The organism is Echinicola sp. 20G (assembly GCF_015533855.1).
Lineage (GTDB): Bacteria > Bacteroidota > Bacteroidia > Cytophagales > Cyclobacteriaceae > Echinicola.
Map to the genome: position 1 here is coordinate 4410185 of NZ_AP024154.1, position 18185 is coordinate 4428369.

Annotated in this window: 19 protein-coding genes and 3 tRNA genes; 5 read left to right on the forward strand and 17 right to left on the reverse strand. The window is 38.2% G+C overall.

Translation table 11 applies throughout. The features are described from left to right. Nucleotides 1-120: 120 nt before the first annotated feature. The 5 genes from JL001_RS17880 to JL001_RS17900 form a co-directional block, all read right to left on the reverse strand. A complete protein-coding gene (locus JL001_RS17880) occupies nt 121-414 on the reverse strand; it encodes a GIY-YIG nuclease family protein (RefSeq protein ID WP_200978674.1) in 294 nt (97 codons plus the stop codon). Nucleotides 415-451: 37 nt separating this feature from the next. Then, nucleotides 452-524 (reverse strand) — tRNA-Thr (locus JL001_RS17885). A 145-nt stretch (nt 525-669) separates the two neighbouring features. Further along, nucleotides 670-742, reverse strand: a tRNA-Thr gene (locus tag JL001_RS17890). A gap of 210 nt (nt 743-952) precedes the next feature. Next, on the reverse strand, nt 953-2812 hold the full coding sequence (locus tag JL001_RS17895; RefSeq protein ID WP_200978676.1) for a DUF349 domain-containing protein: 1860 nt from the start codon (nt 2810-2812) through the stop codon (nt 953-955). 54 nt (nt 2813-2866) lie between these two features. After that, nucleotides 2867-3436, reverse strand: coding sequence for a YqgE/AlgH family protein (locus JL001_RS17900; protein ID WP_192010195.1), 570 nt, complete (start codon nt 3434-3436; stop codon nt 2867-2869). Nucleotides 3437-3532: 96 nt separating this feature from the next. On the opposite strand from JL001_RS17900, the gene pdxH reads away from it, so the two are divergent. Continuing rightward, nucleotides 3533-4168, forward strand: a complete 636-nt coding sequence (pdxH, locus tag JL001_RS17905; protein WP_200978678.1) for a pyridoxamine 5'-phosphate oxidase — start codon at nt 3533-3535, stop codon at nt 4166-4168. 32 nt (nt 4169-4200) lie between these two features. Here pdxH and bshB1 read toward each other — a convergent pair whose 3' ends face one another. From bshB1 to JL001_RS17945, 8 genes are all read right to left on the reverse strand, one after another. Then, a complete protein-coding gene (gene bshB1, locus JL001_RS17910; RefSeq protein WP_200978684.1) occupies nt 4201-4917 on the reverse strand; it encodes a bacillithiol biosynthesis deacetylase BshB1 in 717 nt (238 codons plus the stop codon). 64 nt (nt 4918-4981) lie between these two features. Continuing rightward, nucleotides 4982-6016: a M23 family metallopeptidase gene (locus tag JL001_RS17915; RefSeq protein ID WP_200978686.1), complete on the reverse strand. Its 1035-nt coding sequence runs from the start codon at nt 6014-6016 to the stop codon at nt 4982-4984. A 9-nt stretch (nt 6017-6025) separates the two neighbouring features. Then, nucleotides 6026-6970 (reverse strand): thioredoxin-disulfide reductase, encoded by a 945-nt coding sequence (trxB, locus tag JL001_RS17920; RefSeq protein ID WP_200978688.1) that lies wholly within the window; start codon nt 6968-6970, stop codon nt 6026-6028. A 196-nt stretch (nt 6971-7166) separates the two neighbouring features. Further along, the gene (locus JL001_RS17925) at nt 7167-8030 is read right to left on the reverse strand and encodes an RNA polymerase sigma factor RpoD/SigA (RefSeq protein WP_015267200.1); all 864 of its coding nucleotides are present in this window, start codon (nt 8028-8030) and stop codon (nt 7167-7169) included. Between the two features lie 85 nt (nt 8031-8115). Then, complete coding sequence (gene pnp, locus JL001_RS17930; RefSeq protein ID WP_200978690.1) at nt 8116-10257, reverse strand: polyribonucleotide nucleotidyltransferase; 2142 nt, start codon at nt 10255-10257, stop codon at nt 8116-8118. Between the two features lie 108 nt (nt 10258-10365). After that, complete coding sequence (gene rpsO, locus JL001_RS17935; RefSeq protein ID WP_192010201.1) at nt 10366-10641, reverse strand: 30S ribosomal protein S15; 276 nt, start codon at nt 10639-10641, stop codon at nt 10366-10368. An 81-nt stretch (nt 10642-10722) separates the two neighbouring features. Then, complete coding sequence (locus tag JL001_RS17940) at nt 10723-12531, reverse strand: LptF/LptG family permease (protein ID WP_200978692.1); 1809 nt, start codon at nt 12529-12531, stop codon at nt 10723-10725. A 93-nt stretch (nt 12532-12624) separates the two neighbouring features. Further along, on the reverse strand, nt 12625-13020 hold the full coding sequence (locus JL001_RS17945) for an START-like domain-containing protein (protein WP_200978694.1): 396 nt from the start codon (nt 13018-13020) through the stop codon (nt 12625-12627). Nucleotides 13021-13186: 166 nt separating this feature from the next. Between JL001_RS17945 and JL001_RS17950 the strand changes: the two genes are divergently transcribed. After that, a tRNA-Met gene (locus tag JL001_RS17950) sits at nt 13187-13260 on the forward strand. A gap of 51 nt (nt 13261-13311) precedes the next feature. Further along, nucleotides 13312-13575, forward strand: a complete 264-nt coding sequence (locus JL001_RS17955; protein WP_200978696.1) for a GIY-YIG nuclease family protein — start codon at nt 13312-13314, stop codon at nt 13573-13575. 533 nt (nt 13576-14108) lie between these two features. Here the strand turns inward: JL001_RS17955 and rplT are convergent. From rplT to thrS, 4 genes are all read right to left on the reverse strand, one after another. Next, complete coding sequence (rplT, locus tag JL001_RS17960; RefSeq protein ID WP_186757920.1) at nt 14109-14453, reverse strand: 50S ribosomal protein L20; 345 nt, start codon at nt 14451-14453, stop codon at nt 14109-14111. A 104-nt stretch (nt 14454-14557) separates the two neighbouring features. Continuing rightward, nucleotides 14558-14752 carry a 50S ribosomal protein L35 gene (gene rpmI, locus JL001_RS17965; RefSeq protein WP_192010205.1) on the reverse strand — a complete coding sequence of 65 codons (195 nt, stop codon included), beginning with the start codon at nt 14750-14752 and terminating at the stop codon, nt 14558-14560. 22 nt (nt 14753-14774) lie between these two features. Beyond that, on the reverse strand, nt 14775-15326 hold the full coding sequence (gene infC, locus JL001_RS17970; RefSeq protein WP_192010206.1) for a translation initiation factor IF-3: 552 nt from the start codon (nt 15324-15326) through the stop codon (nt 14775-14777). 89 nt (nt 15327-15415) lie between these two features. Then, nucleotides 15416-17365, reverse strand: a complete 1950-nt coding sequence (thrS, locus tag JL001_RS17975) for a threonine--tRNA ligase (RefSeq protein ID WP_200978697.1) — start codon at nt 17363-17365, stop codon at nt 15416-15418. A gap of 281 nt (nt 17366-17646) precedes the next feature. On the opposite strand from thrS, the gene JL001_RS17980 reads away from it, so the two are divergent. Both JL001_RS17980 and JL001_RS17985 read left to right on the forward strand, forming a co-directional pair. After that, on the forward strand, nt 17647-17895 hold the full coding sequence (locus tag JL001_RS17980; RefSeq protein WP_200978699.1) for a Rho termination factor N-terminal domain-containing protein: 249 nt from the start codon (nt 17647-17649) through the stop codon (nt 17893-17895). Between the two features lie 80 nt (nt 17896-17975). Further along, a complete protein-coding gene (locus tag JL001_RS17985; protein ID WP_200978701.1) occupies nt 17976-18182 on the forward strand; it encodes a CsbD family protein in 207 nt (68 codons plus the stop codon). Nucleotides 18183-18185 lie beyond the last annotated feature (3 nt).

The following is an 18185-nucleotide window of genomic DNA, read 5'->3' on the forward strand; positions in this document are numbered from 1 at the left end:
GCATTAGTTACCCTTAGTGAGCCTCCTGTCGGGATCGTCCCGATAGCTATCGAGGACAACAACCTATTGATTACAAGTCAGTTGCTCTATCATCACGATGACTATCGGGGTAAGAAGACCCTAATCGGAATATTTAGACAATAGCTTTTCACTTATGGCTGGAAAATGCCTTAGGTTCTCAAGATACTTTCTCGATTTATTCCTCTTAATATGACGTTCTATTTCATGAGCCTGTCTTTTTGACTTACAACTGAGACTATAATAAACTTCCCAGTCAGAAGCCCTATGTGTAAAGCTACCTGAAAATACATGTTCATTATGTTGGGAAAGGCGATGAATCAAATCCTGTGTATAGCCAATATAAAAAGTATCGATAGAAGGAGAGTACAATATGTAAACGCAAAAATTTGACATAATCAAAAAAGGGTAACTGCATTAGTTACCCTTAGTGAGCCTCCTGTCGGGATCGAACCAACGACCTACTGATTACAAGTCAGTTGCTCTACCAGCTGAGCTAAGGAGGCATTTTGCTCTATCATTCCGATGCCTATCGGAATAAGGAGGCTTTTAACTTTTCAATTTCAAAACATTTCTGAAATTTAAAGTTTTTCAAAATACTCAAAGCGAAACTTTCAGTACTTCAAATTATTAAAATAAAACTTAAACTTGAGCCTCCTGTCGGGATCGAACCAACGACCTACTGATTACAAGTCAGTTGCTCTACCAGCTGAGCTAAGGAGGCATTTTGCTCTATCATTCCGATGGCTATCGGAATAAGAGGCTTTTTAAGTGATTTACTATAACATTAAATAAATCTACTTGTCATAATAAGTTTAAATGCTATGGGCTTTTCCCTTATTGCGAGTGCAAATATATATGGATACTTATATCATCCCAAACGATTTGATAAAAAAAATAGGGAGATATTGATATCTCCCTAGGTATTAGAAACTTAAAATTCCCTTAATATCGATAACTTTTTCTTGAGCTTTTCTATTTCCTCCTCCGCTTTTTCTATTTTCTGATCAAATTGATCTTTTAACTTATCAGCAGTCTTAGATGAAGCAAAAAATTCAAGGTTGTTTTTCCACAAGGTAATGTTGTTCTCCAAGTCAGCAATTTGCTTACGGATACCATGTTCTTTCTTATTGAAGACCCTATCACTATTTGGGTCGCTTTGAATCTTGTTCAAATTAAGACGGAAAAGGAATTCTTCACGGTTCTCACCATCTGTATCCATCACATCAACACAAGCTTCCACCGCTTCATTGAACTTTGCAGCAATCTCTTTTATATTTTTCCTCGGGACGAAACCAATAGCATTAAAATCACCTATCAATTTCTCAAGATGTTCTACAGTCAAATCCTCCGAACCTGGAAGTGCCTTGATTTTGGCACACACTTCTTCTTTAGATTCAAGGTTCTTTTCAAACTCTTTGTTGATATCCTTATTGGCCTGTCTCCTATTGTCAAAGAAAGTATCACAAGCCGCTTTAAACCTTCTGTACAAATCATCCCTTACCTTCTCCGGTGTTGGACCCAGCTTTTTCCAGTCTTGTTGTAGCTTGATTAAGGCATTGGAAGTGTTTTGCCAATCTGTGCTCTCTTTTAGTGACTCTGCTTGTTTAATCAGCTCTTCGGCCTTTTCCTTGTTCACCCTACGGATTTCGTCAAGCTCTTTGAAGAAAAGGTTTTTATTATGGAAGAACTGCTTAAAGAATCCCCAAAATGATCTATTGATCTCACGGCCACACTCTCTTGGAACAGGACCAATTGCTTCCCACTCTTTTTGGATTTCAAGAATTTCCTTGGTCTTTACATTCCATTCTTTGATACGGTTAGCTTTGAAATCCTTAAACTCTCCAAGCTTGGCAATAAGTGCTTCTTTCTTGGTTTGGTTTTCTTTGAAAACCTCTTTTTGGCTCTCGTAATAAGCTTTCCTTTTGGCATAAACTGCGTCAGAAGCAGTTTTAAACCTTTGCCAAATACCTTCTTGTTCATCCCTTGGTACTGGACCTATATGCTTGAACTCTTCATGCAACTCATTTAAAGCCTTGATAGCATTTCTTAGATCTTCTTCTTGATCTAGCGCCTCTGCTTTTTCAATCAACTCAATCTTCCCTTCTAGGTTCTTTTTGCGATCAAGTTCCTTTAATTCAAAATAGATGCTTCTATTGTCATAGAAGCGATCCATTAACGCATTATAGGAAGCCCAAAGGCTTTTATTCTGAGCTCCTGGCACAGGACCAATTTCTTTCCACTCAGTTTGAATGTCCTTAATCGTACTAATACTATGTGTGGTCTCTTCACCATCTACCAGTTCTCTTAACCTCTCGAGAATTTGGTTTTTGGCATAGAGATTCTTTTCTTTTGCTTTTTCAAGGTCTTTGATTTGCTCGCTTCTGCGGTTTTTAAAGTCACCATAGAGCGCAAAAAATATTTTATCATCCTCACTTTGCTTGTAATAGAAGTCATCTTCTTCTCCACCATCCTTGACGAAGCTTTTTAGTGCAGCTTCCTTTTCCTTGTTAAAATGATCCTCTTCAAAGTGAGATTTAATGTCATTTGCAATGTGATCGGCCTTGACATAGTTTCCCTTCTCAATCAGCTCCTTTAATGCAGCTATCAGCTGCTTTTTGCTGAAATTCCCATAATCAACATGATGGTCATCGTCGTGATGATCTTCTTCATGGTGATCCTCTTCTTCATTTGCCATGTCCTTTTCCGGTTCATGCTGATTACTCTCCACAGTGTTATCTACCTGCTCTTGAGTCACCTTGTTTTCTTCTGATATTTCCTTATCGTTCTCCATAAATCTTATGAGTACTTCTTACCAAATATGCTTTAAACAAAAGTAATAAATAATTTAATTTAATCTTGGGTCAATGGGATAATTTGCCAAAACCTGAAAATCACCTCCCATATTCCTCAAAGCCACCCTCCAAAGATCATCAGGAGACGCTTCAAATATGGCCTGAGAATCCACTCTTTCGCACACTATCCAGGTATTTTCCGTCAATTCACTTTCCAACTGTCCTTCAGACCAACCGGAATAGCCAATAAAAAAACGAAAGTTGTTCAGATCAATTTGACCTGTTTTATATTTCATGACCAGCTCATCGAAATCCCCTCCCCAATACAAATCCTTCGCCAATTCAATGCTTCCTTCTATCATAGGACTACCTTTATATATAAAGTGAAGCGTGTTTTGTTCCACCGGTCCCCCAACAAAAACCTCTATATCCAAAAAATCAAGTTCATCCAACAGATCTCTAATCTTCAGAATGGAAAGTTTGTTTAAAACAAGACCAAACGCTCCCTTTTCATTGCTTTCACAAAGGAGTACAACGGACCTAACAAAATTTTCATCTTGTAGAAATGGCTCTGAAATCAATAAATGACCGGATTTGGGAGTGATTTTATTGTTTTTATCCATCAAATTCTGTTTGATTTTTATTCTTTAATATAGGTCAAAATTTCATAAATGCAATTAACAATGGTACTTTTATGGCTATAAAAATCTTATTTGATTATGGATATTGCAGCGCTTCGAACAGAATATTCCCTTAAGTCTCTAGATGTAAAAATGCTGGACAAATCGCCTATTAAGCAGTTTGAATCTTGGTTAGATGATGCTATCAAGACAAATGTCAACGAACCAAACGCCATGAACTTGGCTACAGTAAGCAAAAATCACAGGCCTAGTTCTAGAATCGTTCTCTTAAAAGGTATTGACCATGGCTTTGTTTTTTACACTAATTACGATAGTAAAAAAGGTCAGGAACTGAATCATTTTCCTTTTGCTGCAATTACCTTTTTCTGGCCTGAATTACAGCGACAGGTAAGAATAGAAGGAAAAATCGAAAAAGTAGCCCCTTCTCTTTCAGATCAATATTTCCTGTCCCGGCCAATGGGAAGTCAAATTGGAGCATGGGCATCTCCGCAAAGCCAGATCATTCCAGATAGAGCTTTTTTGGAAAAAAAAGAAGCAGAAATGATTGAGAAATTTAAGCTTGAAGAAATCCAAAGACCTGCTCATTGGGGTGGCTTTCGACTTGTTCCTGATTTGGTGGAATTTTGGCAAGGAAGAACTTCAAGACTACACGACAGAATCCAGTATCAACTAAAAGATGAAAATACCTGGACTACTAACAGGTTAGCTCCTTAAAATAGAAAAGGAAGGTTTTGAACCTTCCTTTTCTATTTTAACTGGAATAAGTCATCCACACCAACCATTCGTTCCACCGTAAAACCTTCACCATATTTTACATTTATCCTGTGGCCAAACTCTTTGGCCCTTGCCTCAGTAAAATCAAAAAACTCCTTACTACTGATAAAACTTTCAGGCTCTTGATTGGAAGGATCATAAAACTGGGATTTAAAGGCTTTGATGCTTTCAAGCTTCACATCCCAATATTCACTGATGTCGAACACAAAATCTGGTTCTATATAATTGTTTTGGATATAATGGTAAACAAATTTTGGTCTCCATGCCTCCTGCTTTACTCCGTCAAGCTCAGTCTCCACTTTAATCAAACCACTTACAAAACAGGCATTGGTAACCAAAGAAGCTCCCTTGCCATGATCTGGATGCCTATCGGTTACCGCATTGGCTAAGATGATTTCCGGCCGGTATTTTCTGATAATTTTTACTATTTCCAGACGATGTTCTTCATCGTCTTTAAAAAAGACGTCTCTAAAACCTAAATTTTCCCTTGCTGAAAGTTTAAGGATTTTTGAAGATGCTGTTGCCTCTTCCAAACGTAATTTAGGCGTTCCTCTAGTACCCATTTCTCCTTGGGTAAGATCAACTACTCCTACTTTATACCCTTTGTCTGCGTGAGCTGCAAGAGTTCCAGAACAAGATAGCTCAGCATCATCTGGATGGGCTGCAATAGCCAGAATATCTAATTTCATTCTTGAAGTATCGTTTACTTTAATTTTTCAAACCAAATTGAAACATTAAAATACACCTAAAAGTTTATCTGATTCTTAATCTTTGCCCCACTCTTAAGACAGAACTAGAAGAGATGTTGTTCTTTCTGGTGATATTTCTCACTGTAGTTCCATATTTTCGGGCAATTACACTTAAATTCTCACCACTTCTTACCCGATGATACACTGCCTGTTGCATCTTGATAACATGGTCAAAACTATTTGCCGTAACCGCATAAACACTGCTCCTCAGTCTTCCTACAGAAAAATCGAACAATTCTGTTGGGTTAATTGACAGTCCTTGATAGCGCACTTCAAAATGCAAATGAGGACCAGTACTCCTTCCAGTGCTTCCTCCATAACCAATTACTTCCCCAGCTTTTACTTCTTGCCCTACCACCGAATTGAATTTCGACAAATGTCCATATAAAGTCTCAAGGCCATTTTTATGTCTTACCACCAAATAATAGCCGTAGCCATAGCGGTCATATGATCTCATTCTCACAATTCCATCAAAAGCACTATACACTGGATCTCCTCTATTTAGGTCAAGATCTGTCCCATGATGCCAACGATATCTTCTAAAACCAAATTCTGAGTTTATTTTGGTCTGATCCAATGGATTGCTCCAGTTGGTGCCATAAAATGGATCATACAGTTTGACATAAACGGTATCCTTAAAGTCTTTGGGATTAAAATCATAACTGTCGATACGCTGGCTGTCCCATGAGGAATAGTATTCAAAGGCAGTAACCCAAACGCTATCAATTTGGATTTTATCAGTTACTTGAACCAACTGGTGTGTGGGGAGCCATACAAGCGAAAGGGTGTCTTCACTTACAGCAGTTAATCTTCTTCTTAAATCTACGCGGTCTTTGAACAATAAGGAATCTGTTCCACGCTGTAGATTTTGTAAATATTCCTGAACATCAAAAGTCTCTATTTTTCGGACATCCGGCACTTTGACTGGCTGGGTTTTGTCCTTCTTTACTATTTTGGGAAATACCTGTGCATAAGCTTCTGAAAAGCTTACACACAGGAAAGTAATGACAATAAAGCTGATGAATGATTTGATGCTCATTGGGTTTTATTATGACAACTCTTGTTCAGCGAGAAAACGCTCCGCATCGAGAGCTGACATACATCCGGTACCTGCAGCTGTTACAGCTTGCCTGTAAACATGATCTTGTGCGTCACCACAAGCAAAAACTCCTTCAATATTGGTTTTAGTGCTTCCTGGCTTGGTGATAATGTACCCAGATTCATTCATATCCAACATCCCATCAAAGATCTGGGTGTTAGGTTGGTGACCTATGGCCACGAAAAAGCCTGTTACCGCTAGTTCTTGAGTTTCTCCTGACTGTGTATTTTTGATTCTTACTCCACTTACTTCTTCTTCTCCAAGAATCTCTTCAGTTTCTGTATTCCAAAGGATCTCAATCTTTGGGTTATTTTTTACCCGCTGTTGCATAATTTGAGATGCTCTCATCTCATCTCTACGCACCAACATATATACTTTTTCACAAATATTGGCCAAATAGGATGCTTCTTCACACGCGGTATCACCGGCACCAACAATGGCTACATACTGATTTCTAAAGAAGAAACCATCACAAACGGCACAAGCAGAAACTCCTTTTCCGTTCAATTTATTTTCACTTTCAAGCCCAAGCCATTTAGCTGAAGCTCCAGTAGAAATAATAACAGTTTCAGCTAAGATTTCATTTTGGTCGTCTACAGTGACTTTATGAGGTCTTGAACTGAAGTCAACAGCAGTTACCATTCCGTACCTTACATCAGTACCAAATCTCTCCGCTTGCTTTTTGAAATCCTCCATCATTTGTGGTCCCATGACACCATCAGGATAGCCCGGGTAGTTTTCCACATCATTGGTGATGGTAAGTTGTCCACCTGGCTGTCCGCCAGTATAAAGTAATGGATTAAGGCCTGCTCTAGAGGCATAGATTGCCGCAGTATACCCTGCTGGGCCCGAACCGATGATTAATACTTTAACCTTTTCTGCTTCTTTATTCATTGACCAAGATTTTTTTGGTTGGCAAATTTTAAAATTTTAATGTTTTTAACAAAATAACACCTTGTTAAAATTCCCTAAATAATAGATTTAATTTTTTTATTGACCTTACAATTGACGGCTTAAAACTGATACCTAAAGACATACATGTACAAAAAAAGGGGCATGAGCCCCTTTTACTATTTATTGACTTTTATATCTACCCTAAATAAGGTTTCAATGTCTTACTTCTGGAAGTATGTCTCAATCTTCTGATTGCTTTTTCTTTGATCTGTCTTACACGCTCTCTGGTCAAATTAAATTTCTCACCAATTTCTTCAAGCGTCATGGCATGTTCACCATTCAAACCAAAATATAAGGTAATCACATCAGCTTCTCTCTGGGTAAGAGTTGATAAAGCTCTCTGAACCTCTTTTCTCAAAGAGTCATTCATCAAACCATCATCAGGTTTTTCTTCACCATCATTTTCCAACACATCCAAAAGGCTGTTTTCCTCTCCTTGTACGAAAGGAGCATCCATGGACACATGACGGCCAGAAATCTTCATGGTATCAACCACTTCACCAGCGGTTACCTCCAATACTTCAGCAAGTTCCTCTGGAGACGGTTCTCTCTCAAAACGTTGCTCAAGTTCACTGAAAGTCTTGCTGATTTTGTTCAAGGATCCTACACGGTTAAGCGGAAGTCTTACAATCCTGGACTGCTCAGCCAAAGCCTGCAGAATAGATTGTCTGATCCACCAAACAGCGTAAGAAATAAATTTAAAGCCCCTGGTCTCATCAAATCGCTGTGCGGCTTTGATAAGTCCCAAGTTTCCCTCATTGATAAGATCACCCAAAGAAAGGCCTTGGTTTTGGTACTGTTTTGCAACAGAAACCACGAACCTTAGGTTTGCTTTGGTCAATTTTTCAAGAGCTAGCTGATCACCTTCCCGGATTCTTTTGGCAAGTACCACTTCTTCATCTGCAGTAAGAAGATCTACTTTACCAATTTCTTGTAAATACTTATCGAGAGACTGACTCTCCCGGTTAGTGATCTGTTTGCTAATTTTAAGCTGCCTCATTCAGGAATATCTTTATTTTAGTTAGGACTTACTTATAACAGATTTAAATCTTAAATAAGTTCAATATACTAATTGACTAGATAATTTAATCTTTTTTTCCAGACTTTTCAGGCTTCGGCAAAAGAACCTTTCTTGAAAGCTTGAATTTTCCAGTCTTTTTATCAACATCAATTAATTTAACCACAATTTCTTCGCCTGGCTCCAATACACCATCCATGTTTTCAAGTCTTTCCCACTTGATTTCAGAGATGTGCAATAGGCCATCTTTGCCTGGCATGAACTCAATAAACGCACCAAATGGCATAATGTTTTTCACAATACCCGTATAAGTCTCTCCTATTTCAGGTTGTGCAACAATATTTTTGATACGCTGGATCGCTGAATCCATGGACTCTTGGTTGTTGGAGAAGATATTGATTTTACCTTGGTTATCTACTTCTTCAATAACGATAGTCGCTCCGGTATCTTTTTGAATCTCTTGGATTACTTTACCACCTGGTCCAATTACCGCACCGATCAACTCCTTAGGAATGGTCATATTATAAGACCTTGGAGTATGAGGTTTAAGTTCTGCTTTAGGTGAAGCCAAAGTCTTGGAAATCTCATCCAAGATATGAAGTCTACCTTCTTTGGCTTGATAAAGCGCTTCTTTCAACACATTATAATCCAAACCTTCTACTTTAAGGTCCATCTGACAAGCAGTGATACCTTGAGCAGTTCCTGTAACTTTGAAGTCCATGTCTCCCAGGTGATCTTCGTCACCTAGAATATCTGATAAGATAGAATAATTACCAGTTTCAGCATCAGAGATCATACCCATTGCGATACCTGTTACAGGTGCTTTGATTTGAATACCAGCATCCATCATTGCCAAAGAACCCGCGCATACTGTTGCCATAGATGAAGAACCATTTGACTCCAATATATCTGAAACGACACGGATTGTGTAAGGGTTTTGATCTTCACCAGGAAGGACTTTTTTCAAAGCTCTCATGGCCAAATTGCCATGACCGACTTCTCTACGTCCTGGTCCTCTGTTTGGTCTAACTTCTCCTGTTGAAAACCCAGGGAAGTTATAATGTAGGAAGAACTTATTATATCCGGAGATCACTGCTCCATCAATCATTTGCTCATCCAGTTTGGTACCTAAGGTACAAGTTGTTACCGATTGGGTTTCACCTCTAGTAAATACGGCAGAACCATGAGCTGAAGGAAGGTAATCTACCACAGACCAAATAGGCCTTACCTCATTGAGCTTACGCCCATCCAAACGTTTCTTTTCGTTTAGGGTTAGGTTCCTAGCTGCTTCCTTATGGATTTTCTTGAAATATGGACCGATCAAATCAGCTTCATACTCATGCTCCTCTCCTAGGCTTTCTACAAACTCATCTTTAATAGCGCTGATCAAATCGCTTCTTTCAGATTTGTTAGCGATTTGCTTACTCACTACTTCATAACATTTGTCATAAAGCGCAGCCTTCATTTTTTCATAAAGGGCCAAATCTTCTTTTTCGTGAGAGTATTCTCTTTTCTCTTCTTTCCCTACCAATTTGGTAAGTTCGATTTGGGCCTGACAATGTTTTTTAATTTCCTCGTGGGCAAATTGAATGGCTTCCACCATTTCATCTTCTGAGATTTCATTAGCTTCACCTTCTACCATCAAGATGAAATCCAACGATCCAGCCACGATAAATTCCAAAGTAGCCTCTTCAAGCTTAGTTGGGGTTGGATTTATGACCAACTCACCATCAATCTTGGCTACTCTTACTTCTGAAATAGGTCCATTGAATGGAATATCTGAAACGGCCAATGCCGCAGAAGCTGCCAATCCCGCCAAGCAATCAGGCAATACTTCATCATCAGAAGACATTAGGGTGATCATGATCTGGGTATCTGCATGATAGTCTTCTGGAAAAATAGGACGGATAGCCCTATCTACAATTCGGCTGATCAAAATTTCATAATCTGATAGCCTTCCTTCTCTTTTTAAGAAGCCCCCTGGAATTTTACCTGATGCGGCAAATTTTTCCTGATAATCTACTGACATCGGAAGGAAGTCTACCCCCTCTCCTGCCTCTTTTTTTGAAACAACGGTTGCCAGGAGCATAGCATTGCCCATTTTAACCACAACAGCACCATCTGCTTGCTTGGCCAATGCACCGGTTTCAATGATGATTTCTCTACCATCCTCGAGGGTGATAGTTTTTGAAATTACATTTGGTAACATACGATTTCTTTAAGAATAAATCTTCTGACTAGTTTTAAAAGTAAGGTTTAAATATATGGGGGAAAGAAAAAAAGTAAGGTTCCCGCTACGGGGAACCTTACAAACAAATTATTTACGTAGTCCTAAGTCTGCTAATACTGCTCTATATCTTTCAATGTCGTTTTTGTAAAGATAGTTCAAAAGAGCTCTGCGCTTACCTACTAATTTCAAAAGACCTAATCTTGAAGAGTGATCTTTTTTGTTGGTTTTCAAGTGATCGGTTAGGTGCTTGATTCTGAATGTGAAAAGCGCAATCTGAGATTCAGGAGATCCTGTGTCTTTATCAGATTTTAACCTACCATGATTCTTGAACAACTCTGACTTTTTCTCTGAAGTTAAATACATGCTTAGTTAAAATTAATTATTATGTTTATTTAAAGCAGCTACAAAGGTATGACTATTATTTCTAATAGTAAAATCCCCATATCATTTTTTACCTTTTTTTATATTCAGCCGTTGTTTTATCTTTTGAAAAGCAGCAGCATATACATCTGCTTCAAAAACCCTGGCATCTCTCCTAGCTTGTCTTAAAAAGACCAAACCAATAGGAATCAAAGCCAAATTAGAAAACCAAGTACCAAATAACGGATCAGCCATTCCCTCCTTGGCCCATTTTTCACCTGTAATGGTCAACATGTAAAAAATAATGAAGAAGATGATTGAAAACAACACAGGCATTCCCAACCCACCTTTTTTAATGATAGCACCCAAAGGAGCTCCTATCATAAACATCACAATACAGGCAAATGCTTGGGTATACTTCTGGTACCAACTGATTTCGAAACGCCTTTTCTCACGAGCTAAATTTTCCACATTTCCCATATTACTGCTAAAATTGTTTTTCAAAGTCCTCGCACTTTGCAAACCAATGGTAGCAGCTCTTGATCTATAATTCCCATTTTCAAGAATAGAGTCAATTTTAGCAATTTGAATATCCGAGAATTTAAGGTAAGCTGTTTTAACATCTTCCTCTTTTTGCCGCTTTTCAGCTACCAACTTTTTGGCTTTGTTGACAGCTGCTGTATCAACCTGTTTTGGTGATTGGGTTATTTGCTCCCTCTCATCTTCTACTATTTCCAGCTCCTGTTCTGATTCCTCAGCACTTTCTTCATCGATTACAATTTCTCTTTCAATTAGTGGACTTCTCTTTCCAGAAGCACTACTTTCTTCTAGGTCTCTAACTTCTTGGTCATCGTTTATGTTTCTTCTTTCCAAGGAATCGCCCCTATGCAAAGCTTCCTCTTCCCTCCTCTTTTTTTCCCATTCAAGGTTTTTAAGAGAGTCCACCATAGCTTTTTTTGCCTGAAGATCCTGGGGAATTTCTATTTCTCTTTGTTTTGTGAAAAAGGAATAGGCTGACTTTAACTGTGCATAATTATAATACTGATAATTCACCAGTTGATTGTACATGGAGTCCACATCGGCTTGAATCTCACTTATATTCTTGATAGACCTATTGGAAGACCATAGGTTCTCTGGAGTCCGGTCCATCTCGAATGCATCAAGGCTGAATACAATCTCATTTTTATCGAATTTTGTCCTTGTAAATGGAACAGGCTTTCCTCTAATCCCCCGCTTGGCATCCTCTTCATTATAACTATAACCACTGTAAAGGGTTAACTTCATAAAGCGGTCATTAAAGAACGGTTCCATCCTTCCAGAATCTGCCAAAATAACTCCCAAATTACCTTTTCCCCCAGAGTGGTCATAAATGATGACGTCTTTTAGCCTGATATCATCCAGTTTTTGGTTTACCTTGATGCTATAATTTGGTATACCATTATAAAATATTCCCTCTTTAATATCCAAAGCTGGTGATTTCATTCGGATATCATAAAGTAAGCTGAAGGTCTTTAGGTTGACTTTTGGCACCAGGTAATTGTTGGAAAAGAAAGCCGCTATGGAAAGCAATAATACAAATATACCAATGGGCAAAAGAGCCCGCAACAAGGATATTCCAGAACTCTTGATAGCCGTCAATTCAAAATGCTCTCCTAAATTCCCAAAAGTCATCAAAGCAGAAAGCAAAACGGCCAAAGGCAAAGCCATGGGGGAAATGGAGATTACAAAATAACCTATGAGTTCCATATAAACTCCAAATCCCAATCCTTTACCAAAGATCTCGTCAAAGTATTTGAGCATATTTACCGTCAGCAGAATAAAATCTACCACGATAAATGTCAATAAAAATGGTCCAATGAAGGACCCTAGAATCAATTTGTCTAATTTTTTCATGAGGCGTACACGCACCAACTATTCACGTAATATGATACCGCTAAGTTCATCATATTAAATGAAAAATTATAACGATAGTTTTATTAATACGCCTTAGCCTCCAATTATTTCCTTCAAAGTAGTGACCAAACCGTCCCAAATTTCTTCCTGTTCTTCATCATCATAAGAATCACTGTAGTCGATAACTTTTAAGAACAATGTTTGAGTCAATTCATTTTCCTCCAATCTAAACTCCACATAAGAGTGATCCTCTTCATCGGGTAATGAGGGATCAAAAAACTCAAATTTCACTCCATGATTAGAGCGAATAGCAGTCACTCTAGCATAATGGTCTACCCCATCGTAAACAAAATTGAAATTCTTATCAGAATCTATGGTTACATCATCTGCAAACCATTCAGAAAGTCCACTAGCAGTACTTAAATAGGGGAAAATAATCTTTTTGGAAGTATTCACCTGATAGTCAGCAACAAACTTATTCTTTACCATAACTTTAAAATTTTATTCCATAAAAAGTTAACATTTTTCCCTGCTAAGGCTTGCATTTAACCTTATAACCCTACATATTTGCATTCCCATTCAGCAAGGAGTTGGCAGTTAACCAAAGCCGACGTTTATCCTGATGACTTGGAGACTCATTAAGAGTCAATTATTTGGCGAGGTAGCTCAGTTGGTTAGAGCGCAGGATTCATAACCCTGAGGTCACGGGTTCAACTCCCGTCCTCGCTACTTTCAGGCTTCCAATTTGGGAGCCTTTTTTTGTTTTTACTTTTTTCAATCATGGAAGACACTTATACTGTTTATGTTTTGTTCTCTAAATCTTCTGGTAAAACCTATACTGGAATGACCTCCGACCTAATCAATAGGTTCCATTCACACAACACTTTTGCCAAAAAAGGCTTTACTGTAAAGTACAGACCATGGATAGTTATCCATACTGAAATTTTCAACTCCAAATCTAAAGCACTTCAAAGAGAAAAAGAGCTCGAAATTGGCAAGGGAAGAGAATGGATCAAAGCTAACATCTTACCATACCATAAATAACCACTCCTTTCGCTCAAGGATTCATATCCGCAGCGGCGGACAGTGGTTCAACTCATCCCGATAACTATCGGGACTACTTTCAGGCCTCCAATTTGGGAGCCTTTTTTTGTTTGTACTTTTTTTCGATCATGGAAGACATTTTTACTGTTTATGTTTTGTTCTTTAAATCTTCTGGTAAAACCTATTCTGGAATGACCTCCGACCAGATTGGTAAATGTCATTCTGATAACTTATTTAGTATTATAAAGATTTAACACACATTATTCATAATAATTAGTCGCTCATCAAACATATATACCTGAGCCCACACTTCATATCATCTTGGAATTACACTAGTGGAAGTAACTGAATAGTGGTCCTGTACCTTTCTTTTAACAAAAACATTCAATAAGCTAGTTAAGGCTAAATATTTTGTACAGCTCTAATTGTAATATAGTGAAAATTGAGAAATTGACATGCTCTAAACAAAAAATATTATCAAACAAAAAGCCCCTCAAATGAGGGGCTTTTAATATAGAGTAAGTTAGTGCTCCTTACTTTACTTTTTCAACAACAGCTTTGAATGCCTCTGGATGATTCATAGCAAGGTCAGCCAAAACTTTTCTGTTTAGCTCAACTTCTGCTTTCTTGAGCAGACCCATGAATTGTGAATAAGAAATACCATGCTCTCTAGCACCGGCATTGATACGCTGGATCCAAAGCTTTCTGAATTCTCTCTTCTTAGCTTTTCTATCTCTGTAAGCGTATTGTAAACCTTTTTCGTATTTGTTTTTGGCTACTGTCCATACGTTGCTACCTCTTCCGAAGTAACCTCTAGTAGCTTTTAATACTTTTTTTCTTCTTGCTCTTGACGCTACCGCGTTTACTGATCTTGGCATAATTAAATGATTTTTTGACTCTTGGTGTCTTCAGGCATTCTCCTTAGGAACTTTACTGACCAAGCATCTGGTGAATAAATAACCTTAAATTGTTTTGTAGAAAATTAGATTCTCAACATGTCTTTTACTCTGTTCACATCTGACTCATGAACCTCTCCCATTTTAGTAAGATTTCTCTTTCTTTTGGTTTCTTTCTTGGTCAGGATGTGGCTTTTGTAAGCATGTTTCCTTCTGATTTTTCCAGATCCAGTTAATTTGAATCTCTTTTTTGCACTTGATTTAGTTTTTACTTTAGGCATAACACTGTATTATTTGTTGAAATTATTTCTTACTGGTTTTGGGAGCAACGAACATATTCATTCTTTTACCTTCCATTTTGGGAAGCTGCTCCACATGACCGTATTCTTCCAACGCCTGTGCGAATTTCAATAATAACATCTCTCCTCTTTCCTTAAAGACAATGGATCTACCAACGAAATGTACGTAAGCTTTCACCTTTGCCCCATCCTTAAGAAAGTTGATGGCATGCTTTAATTTAAATGCAAAATCATGATCATCCGTGTTAGGGCCAAACCTGATTTCTTTTAGAACAGTTTTAGCTGCATTGGCTTTGATTTCCTTCTGCTTCTTCTTCTGTTCATATTTGAACTTCGCATAATCAATCACCTTACAAACAGGTGGATTCGCGTTAGGAGAAATTTCTACGAGATCAAGATCCTGTTCTTGTGCGATTTTGATAGCGGCCTCTGTAGAAAGAACGGCATTGCCTCCTTCCACAAAATCTCCAACTACCCTCACTTCACGGGCTCGGATCTTTGAGTTTACTTTATAAGGTTCTTCTTGTCTCGGTCTAAACGGTTTTCTTCCTCTCAAAATAGTTATAGTTGATTAAATGAATTTGACTGCAAATATCGGATATTTTTTTAATTATTAAAATACCGAATCTTTTTTAGCTTTTATTTTTATTTACTAAGTGATTCCAAAATAATATTTTTGAAGTACTCCACGAAGGCTTCAGGTGTAAAACTTCCCAAGTCACCTTCCCCATGCTTACGCACAGAGACTTTGCCTTCGGCCTGTTCTTTTTCCCCTACAATCAGCATAAAGGGCACTTTCTTTACTTCAGAGTCCCTGATTTTACGCCCTATTTTCTCATCTCTGTTATCTATTGAACCAACGATATCGTTCTCTTCCAATAGTTGATGAACAGTATTAGCGTATTCAATAAATTTTTCTGAAATAGGCAAAATATTAATTTGCTCAGGTGATAACCACAAAGGAAAATTCCCCGCACAGTGCTCAATAAGTACAGCAACAAACCTTTCCAATGAACCAAACGGTGCTCTGTGAATCATCACTGGGCGGTGCTTCTGGTTGTCAGAACCCACATATTCCAATTGGAATCTATCCGGTAACTGATAATCTACTTGGATGGTTCCCAGTTGCCAGCTTCTGCCCAAGGCATCCTTCACCATAAAGTCCAACTTAGGACCATAGAAAGCGGCTTCTCCAAGTTCTGTTACTGTCTCCAAGCCTTTTTCCTGAGCGGCTTCTACAATAGCTGACTCCGCTTTGTTCCAAGCATCATCCCCGCCAATGTACTTTTCCTTGTTCTCTGAGTCTCTCAAAGAGATTTGGGCTGTGTAATCATCAAAACCTAAGGCTTTGAATACATACAATACCAAATCAATAACTTTGATAAATTCTTCTTTCACCTGATCTGGACGGCAGAAGATGTGTGCATCATCTTGAGTAAAACCTCTCACTCTGGTCAAACCATGCAATTCTCCACTTTGCTCATATCGATACACTGTGCCAAATTCAGCATATCTTATCGGCAAATCCTTGTAAGATCTTGGCTTATGTTTATAAATCTCACAGTGGTGAGGACAGTTCATTGGTTTTAACAGGAACTCCTCTCCTTCATGAGGTGTAGCTATCGGTTGGAAAGAATCCTTACCATACTTCTCATAGTGACCTGAAGTTTCATAAAGTGCCTTATGGCCAATGTGAGGCGTTACCACTTGCTGGTATCCCGACTTATCCTGAGCCTTTTTCAAAAAGCTTACCAATCGCTCTCTTAGCAAGGTTCCTTTAGGCAACCAAAGCGGTAAACCCATACCTACCTTTTCTGAAAAAGTGAATAATTCCAGTTCTCTTCCCAGTTTTCTATGGTCACGCTTTTTGGCTTCCTCAAGCATTTGCAAATACTCAGAAAGCTCTTTTGCTTTAGGGAAGGAAACACCATAAATCCTGGTAAGCATTTTGTTGTTCTCATCCCCTCTCCAGTAAGCACCAGCTACATTTAGCAATTTAACTGCTTTGATGAAGCCTGTATTGGGAACGTGAGGTCCTCGGCAAAGGTCTACAAAATTACCTTGTTCGTAAAACGTAATTTTACCATCTTCAAGACCATCAATAAGGTCTAATTTATATTCATCGCCTTTATCTTTGAAATAGGCAATTGCATCGCTTTTGGAAATATCCTTTCGGATGTATTCATTCTTTTGACGGGCAAGCTCCACCATTTTTTTCTCAATGGCCTCCAATTCCGTTCCGTCAACTTGCTTATCACCAAAATCCACGTCATAGTAAAAGCCCGTTTCAATGGAAGGACCAATCCCAAATTTTACTCCTGGATAAAGTGCCTCAAGTGCTTCCGCTAAAAGGTGGGCTGAAGAATGCCAAAAAGTTGACTTTCCATCTTTGTCATTCCAGGTCAATAACTGGACTTCTGAATCTTTCAAAATGGGCCTTGTTGCATCCCAAACTTCACCATTTACTTTGGCTGCAAGAACGTTCCGAGCTAATCCCTCACTGATACTAAGCGCAATTTGTAAGCTGGTAGTTCCTTTTTCGTACTGTCTCACTGACCCATCGGGCAGTGTAATGTTAATTAATTCGTTAGACATCTAAACTTTAGAAAATTGTATTGAACAAAACACCTTTACAAACAGGTGCATTAAGTATGCAAATATGCAAATTCACTCACTTATTGAAAAGTTTTAAGGCTAAAGAATTAAATCATTGATGATAAGACTAAAAATGACCTTGGTCTGTGTTATTTATGAATGAGCATTCTTCTCTGCACAAGCCTAATGCTTATCTGCACCTGTCCTGTCCCCTTGATCTGGACTCATTGACTTTGGAATGCTATTTGCACTTTTTAAATAAACAACAAATCCATAAAGTCATGACCAAGAATCACGGACCACACATTAAGAACGATGAACAATATGAAGCTTTGCGGGACAAAGGGATGAGCAAATCAAAAGCAGCTAGAATAGCCAATACCCAAGATTCCGGGCAAAAGGGTGGAAAAGCGGAGCCTTACGAAGAATGGACAAAGGATGACTTGTATGACAAAGCCAAAAAAGTGGGTATCGAAGGTAGAAGTAAAATGAATAAGTCAGAATTAATTCAATCACTTCGCTCTGATTAATTTTCAACAGACTGTTTTTGGTATGTGTTTTGTTTTAAATATTCCGTAAATAAGTATATTTTAATAAAACCAACTTAAAAATGGCTAACAACTTAAAATTAAAAGGAAATTGGAATGAGCTTAAAGGTAAACTCAAATCCAAATATGGAGAATTGACGGATGATGACTTAACTTATGCAGAAGGTCAAGAAGACCAACTGATAGGAAAGATCCAGAAAAAAACAGGTGAGTCAGTAGAGAATATTAAAGCTTTTCTGTTTAGCGAACCTGAAGATAAGAAAGCATAAGTT

What these genes read in the sequence shown, in the direction of transcription:
- JL001_RS17940 (WP_200978692.1), bottom strand. Translation starts at nt 12,531, where the DNA reads ATGAAAAAATTAGACAAATTGATTCTAGGGTCCTTCATTGGACCATTT.
- JL001_RS17985 (WP_200978701.1), top strand. Translation starts at nt 17,976, where the DNA reads ATGGCTAACAACTTAAAATTAAAAGGAAATTGGAATGAGCTTAAAGGT.
- trxB (WP_200978688.1), bottom strand. Translation starts at nt 6,970, where the DNA reads ATGAATAAAGAAGCAGAAAAGGTTAAAGTATTAATCATCGGTTCGGGC.
- JL001_RS17900 (WP_192010195.1), bottom strand. Translation starts at nt 3,436, where the DNA reads ATGGATAAAAACAATAAAATCACTCCCAAATCCGGTCATTTATTGATT.
- rplT (WP_186757920.1), bottom strand. Translation starts at nt 14,453, where the DNA reads ATGCCAAGATCAGTAAACGCGGTAGCGTCAAGAGCAAGAAGAAAAAAA.
- rpsO (WP_192010201.1), bottom strand. Translation starts at nt 10,641, where the DNA reads ATGTATTTAACTTCAGAGAAAAAGTCAGAGTTGTTCAAGAATCATGGT.
- thrS (WP_200978697.1), bottom strand. Translation starts at nt 17,365, where the DNA reads ATGTCTAACGAATTAATTAACATTACACTGCCCGATGGGTCAGTGAGA.
- pdxH (WP_200978678.1), top strand. Translation starts at nt 3,533, where the DNA reads ATGGATATTGCAGCGCTTCGAACAGAATATTCCCTTAAGTCTCTAGAT.
- rpmI (WP_192010205.1), bottom strand. Translation starts at nt 14,752, where the DNA reads ATGCCTAAAGTAAAAACTAAATCAAGTGCAAAAAAGAGATTCAAATTA.
- JL001_RS17945 (WP_200978694.1), bottom strand. Translation starts at nt 13,020, where the DNA reads ATGGTAAAGAATAAGTTTGTTGCTGACTATCAGGTGAATACTTCCAAA.
- JL001_RS17925 (WP_015267200.1), bottom strand. Translation starts at nt 8,030, where the DNA reads ATGAGGCAGCTTAAAATTAGCAAACAGATCACTAACCGGGAGAGTCAG.
- JL001_RS17880 (WP_200978674.1), bottom strand. Translation starts at nt 414, where the DNA reads ATGTCAAATTTTTGCGTTTACATATTGTACTCTCCTTCTATCGATACT.
- JL001_RS17955 (WP_200978696.1), top strand. Translation starts at nt 13,312, where the DNA reads ATGGAAGACACTTATACTGTTTATGTTTTGTTCTCTAAATCTTCTGGT.
- JL001_RS17980 (WP_200978699.1), top strand. Translation starts at nt 17,647, where the DNA reads ATGACCAAGAATCACGGACCACACATTAAGAACGATGAACAATATGAA.
- bshB1 (WP_200978684.1), bottom strand. Translation starts at nt 4,917, where the DNA reads ATGAAATTAGATATTCTGGCTATTGCAGCCCATCCAGATGATGCTGAG.
- JL001_RS17915 (WP_200978686.1), bottom strand. Translation starts at nt 6,016, where the DNA reads ATGAGCATCAAATCATTCATCAGCTTTATTGTCATTACTTTCCTGTGT.
- pnp (WP_200978690.1), bottom strand. Translation starts at nt 10,257, where the DNA reads ATGTTACCAAATGTAATTTCAAAAACTATCACCCTCGAGGATGGTAGA.
- JL001_RS17895 (WP_200978676.1), bottom strand. Translation starts at nt 2,812, where the DNA reads ATGGAGAACGATAAGGAAATATCAGAAGAAAACAAGGTGACTCAAGAG.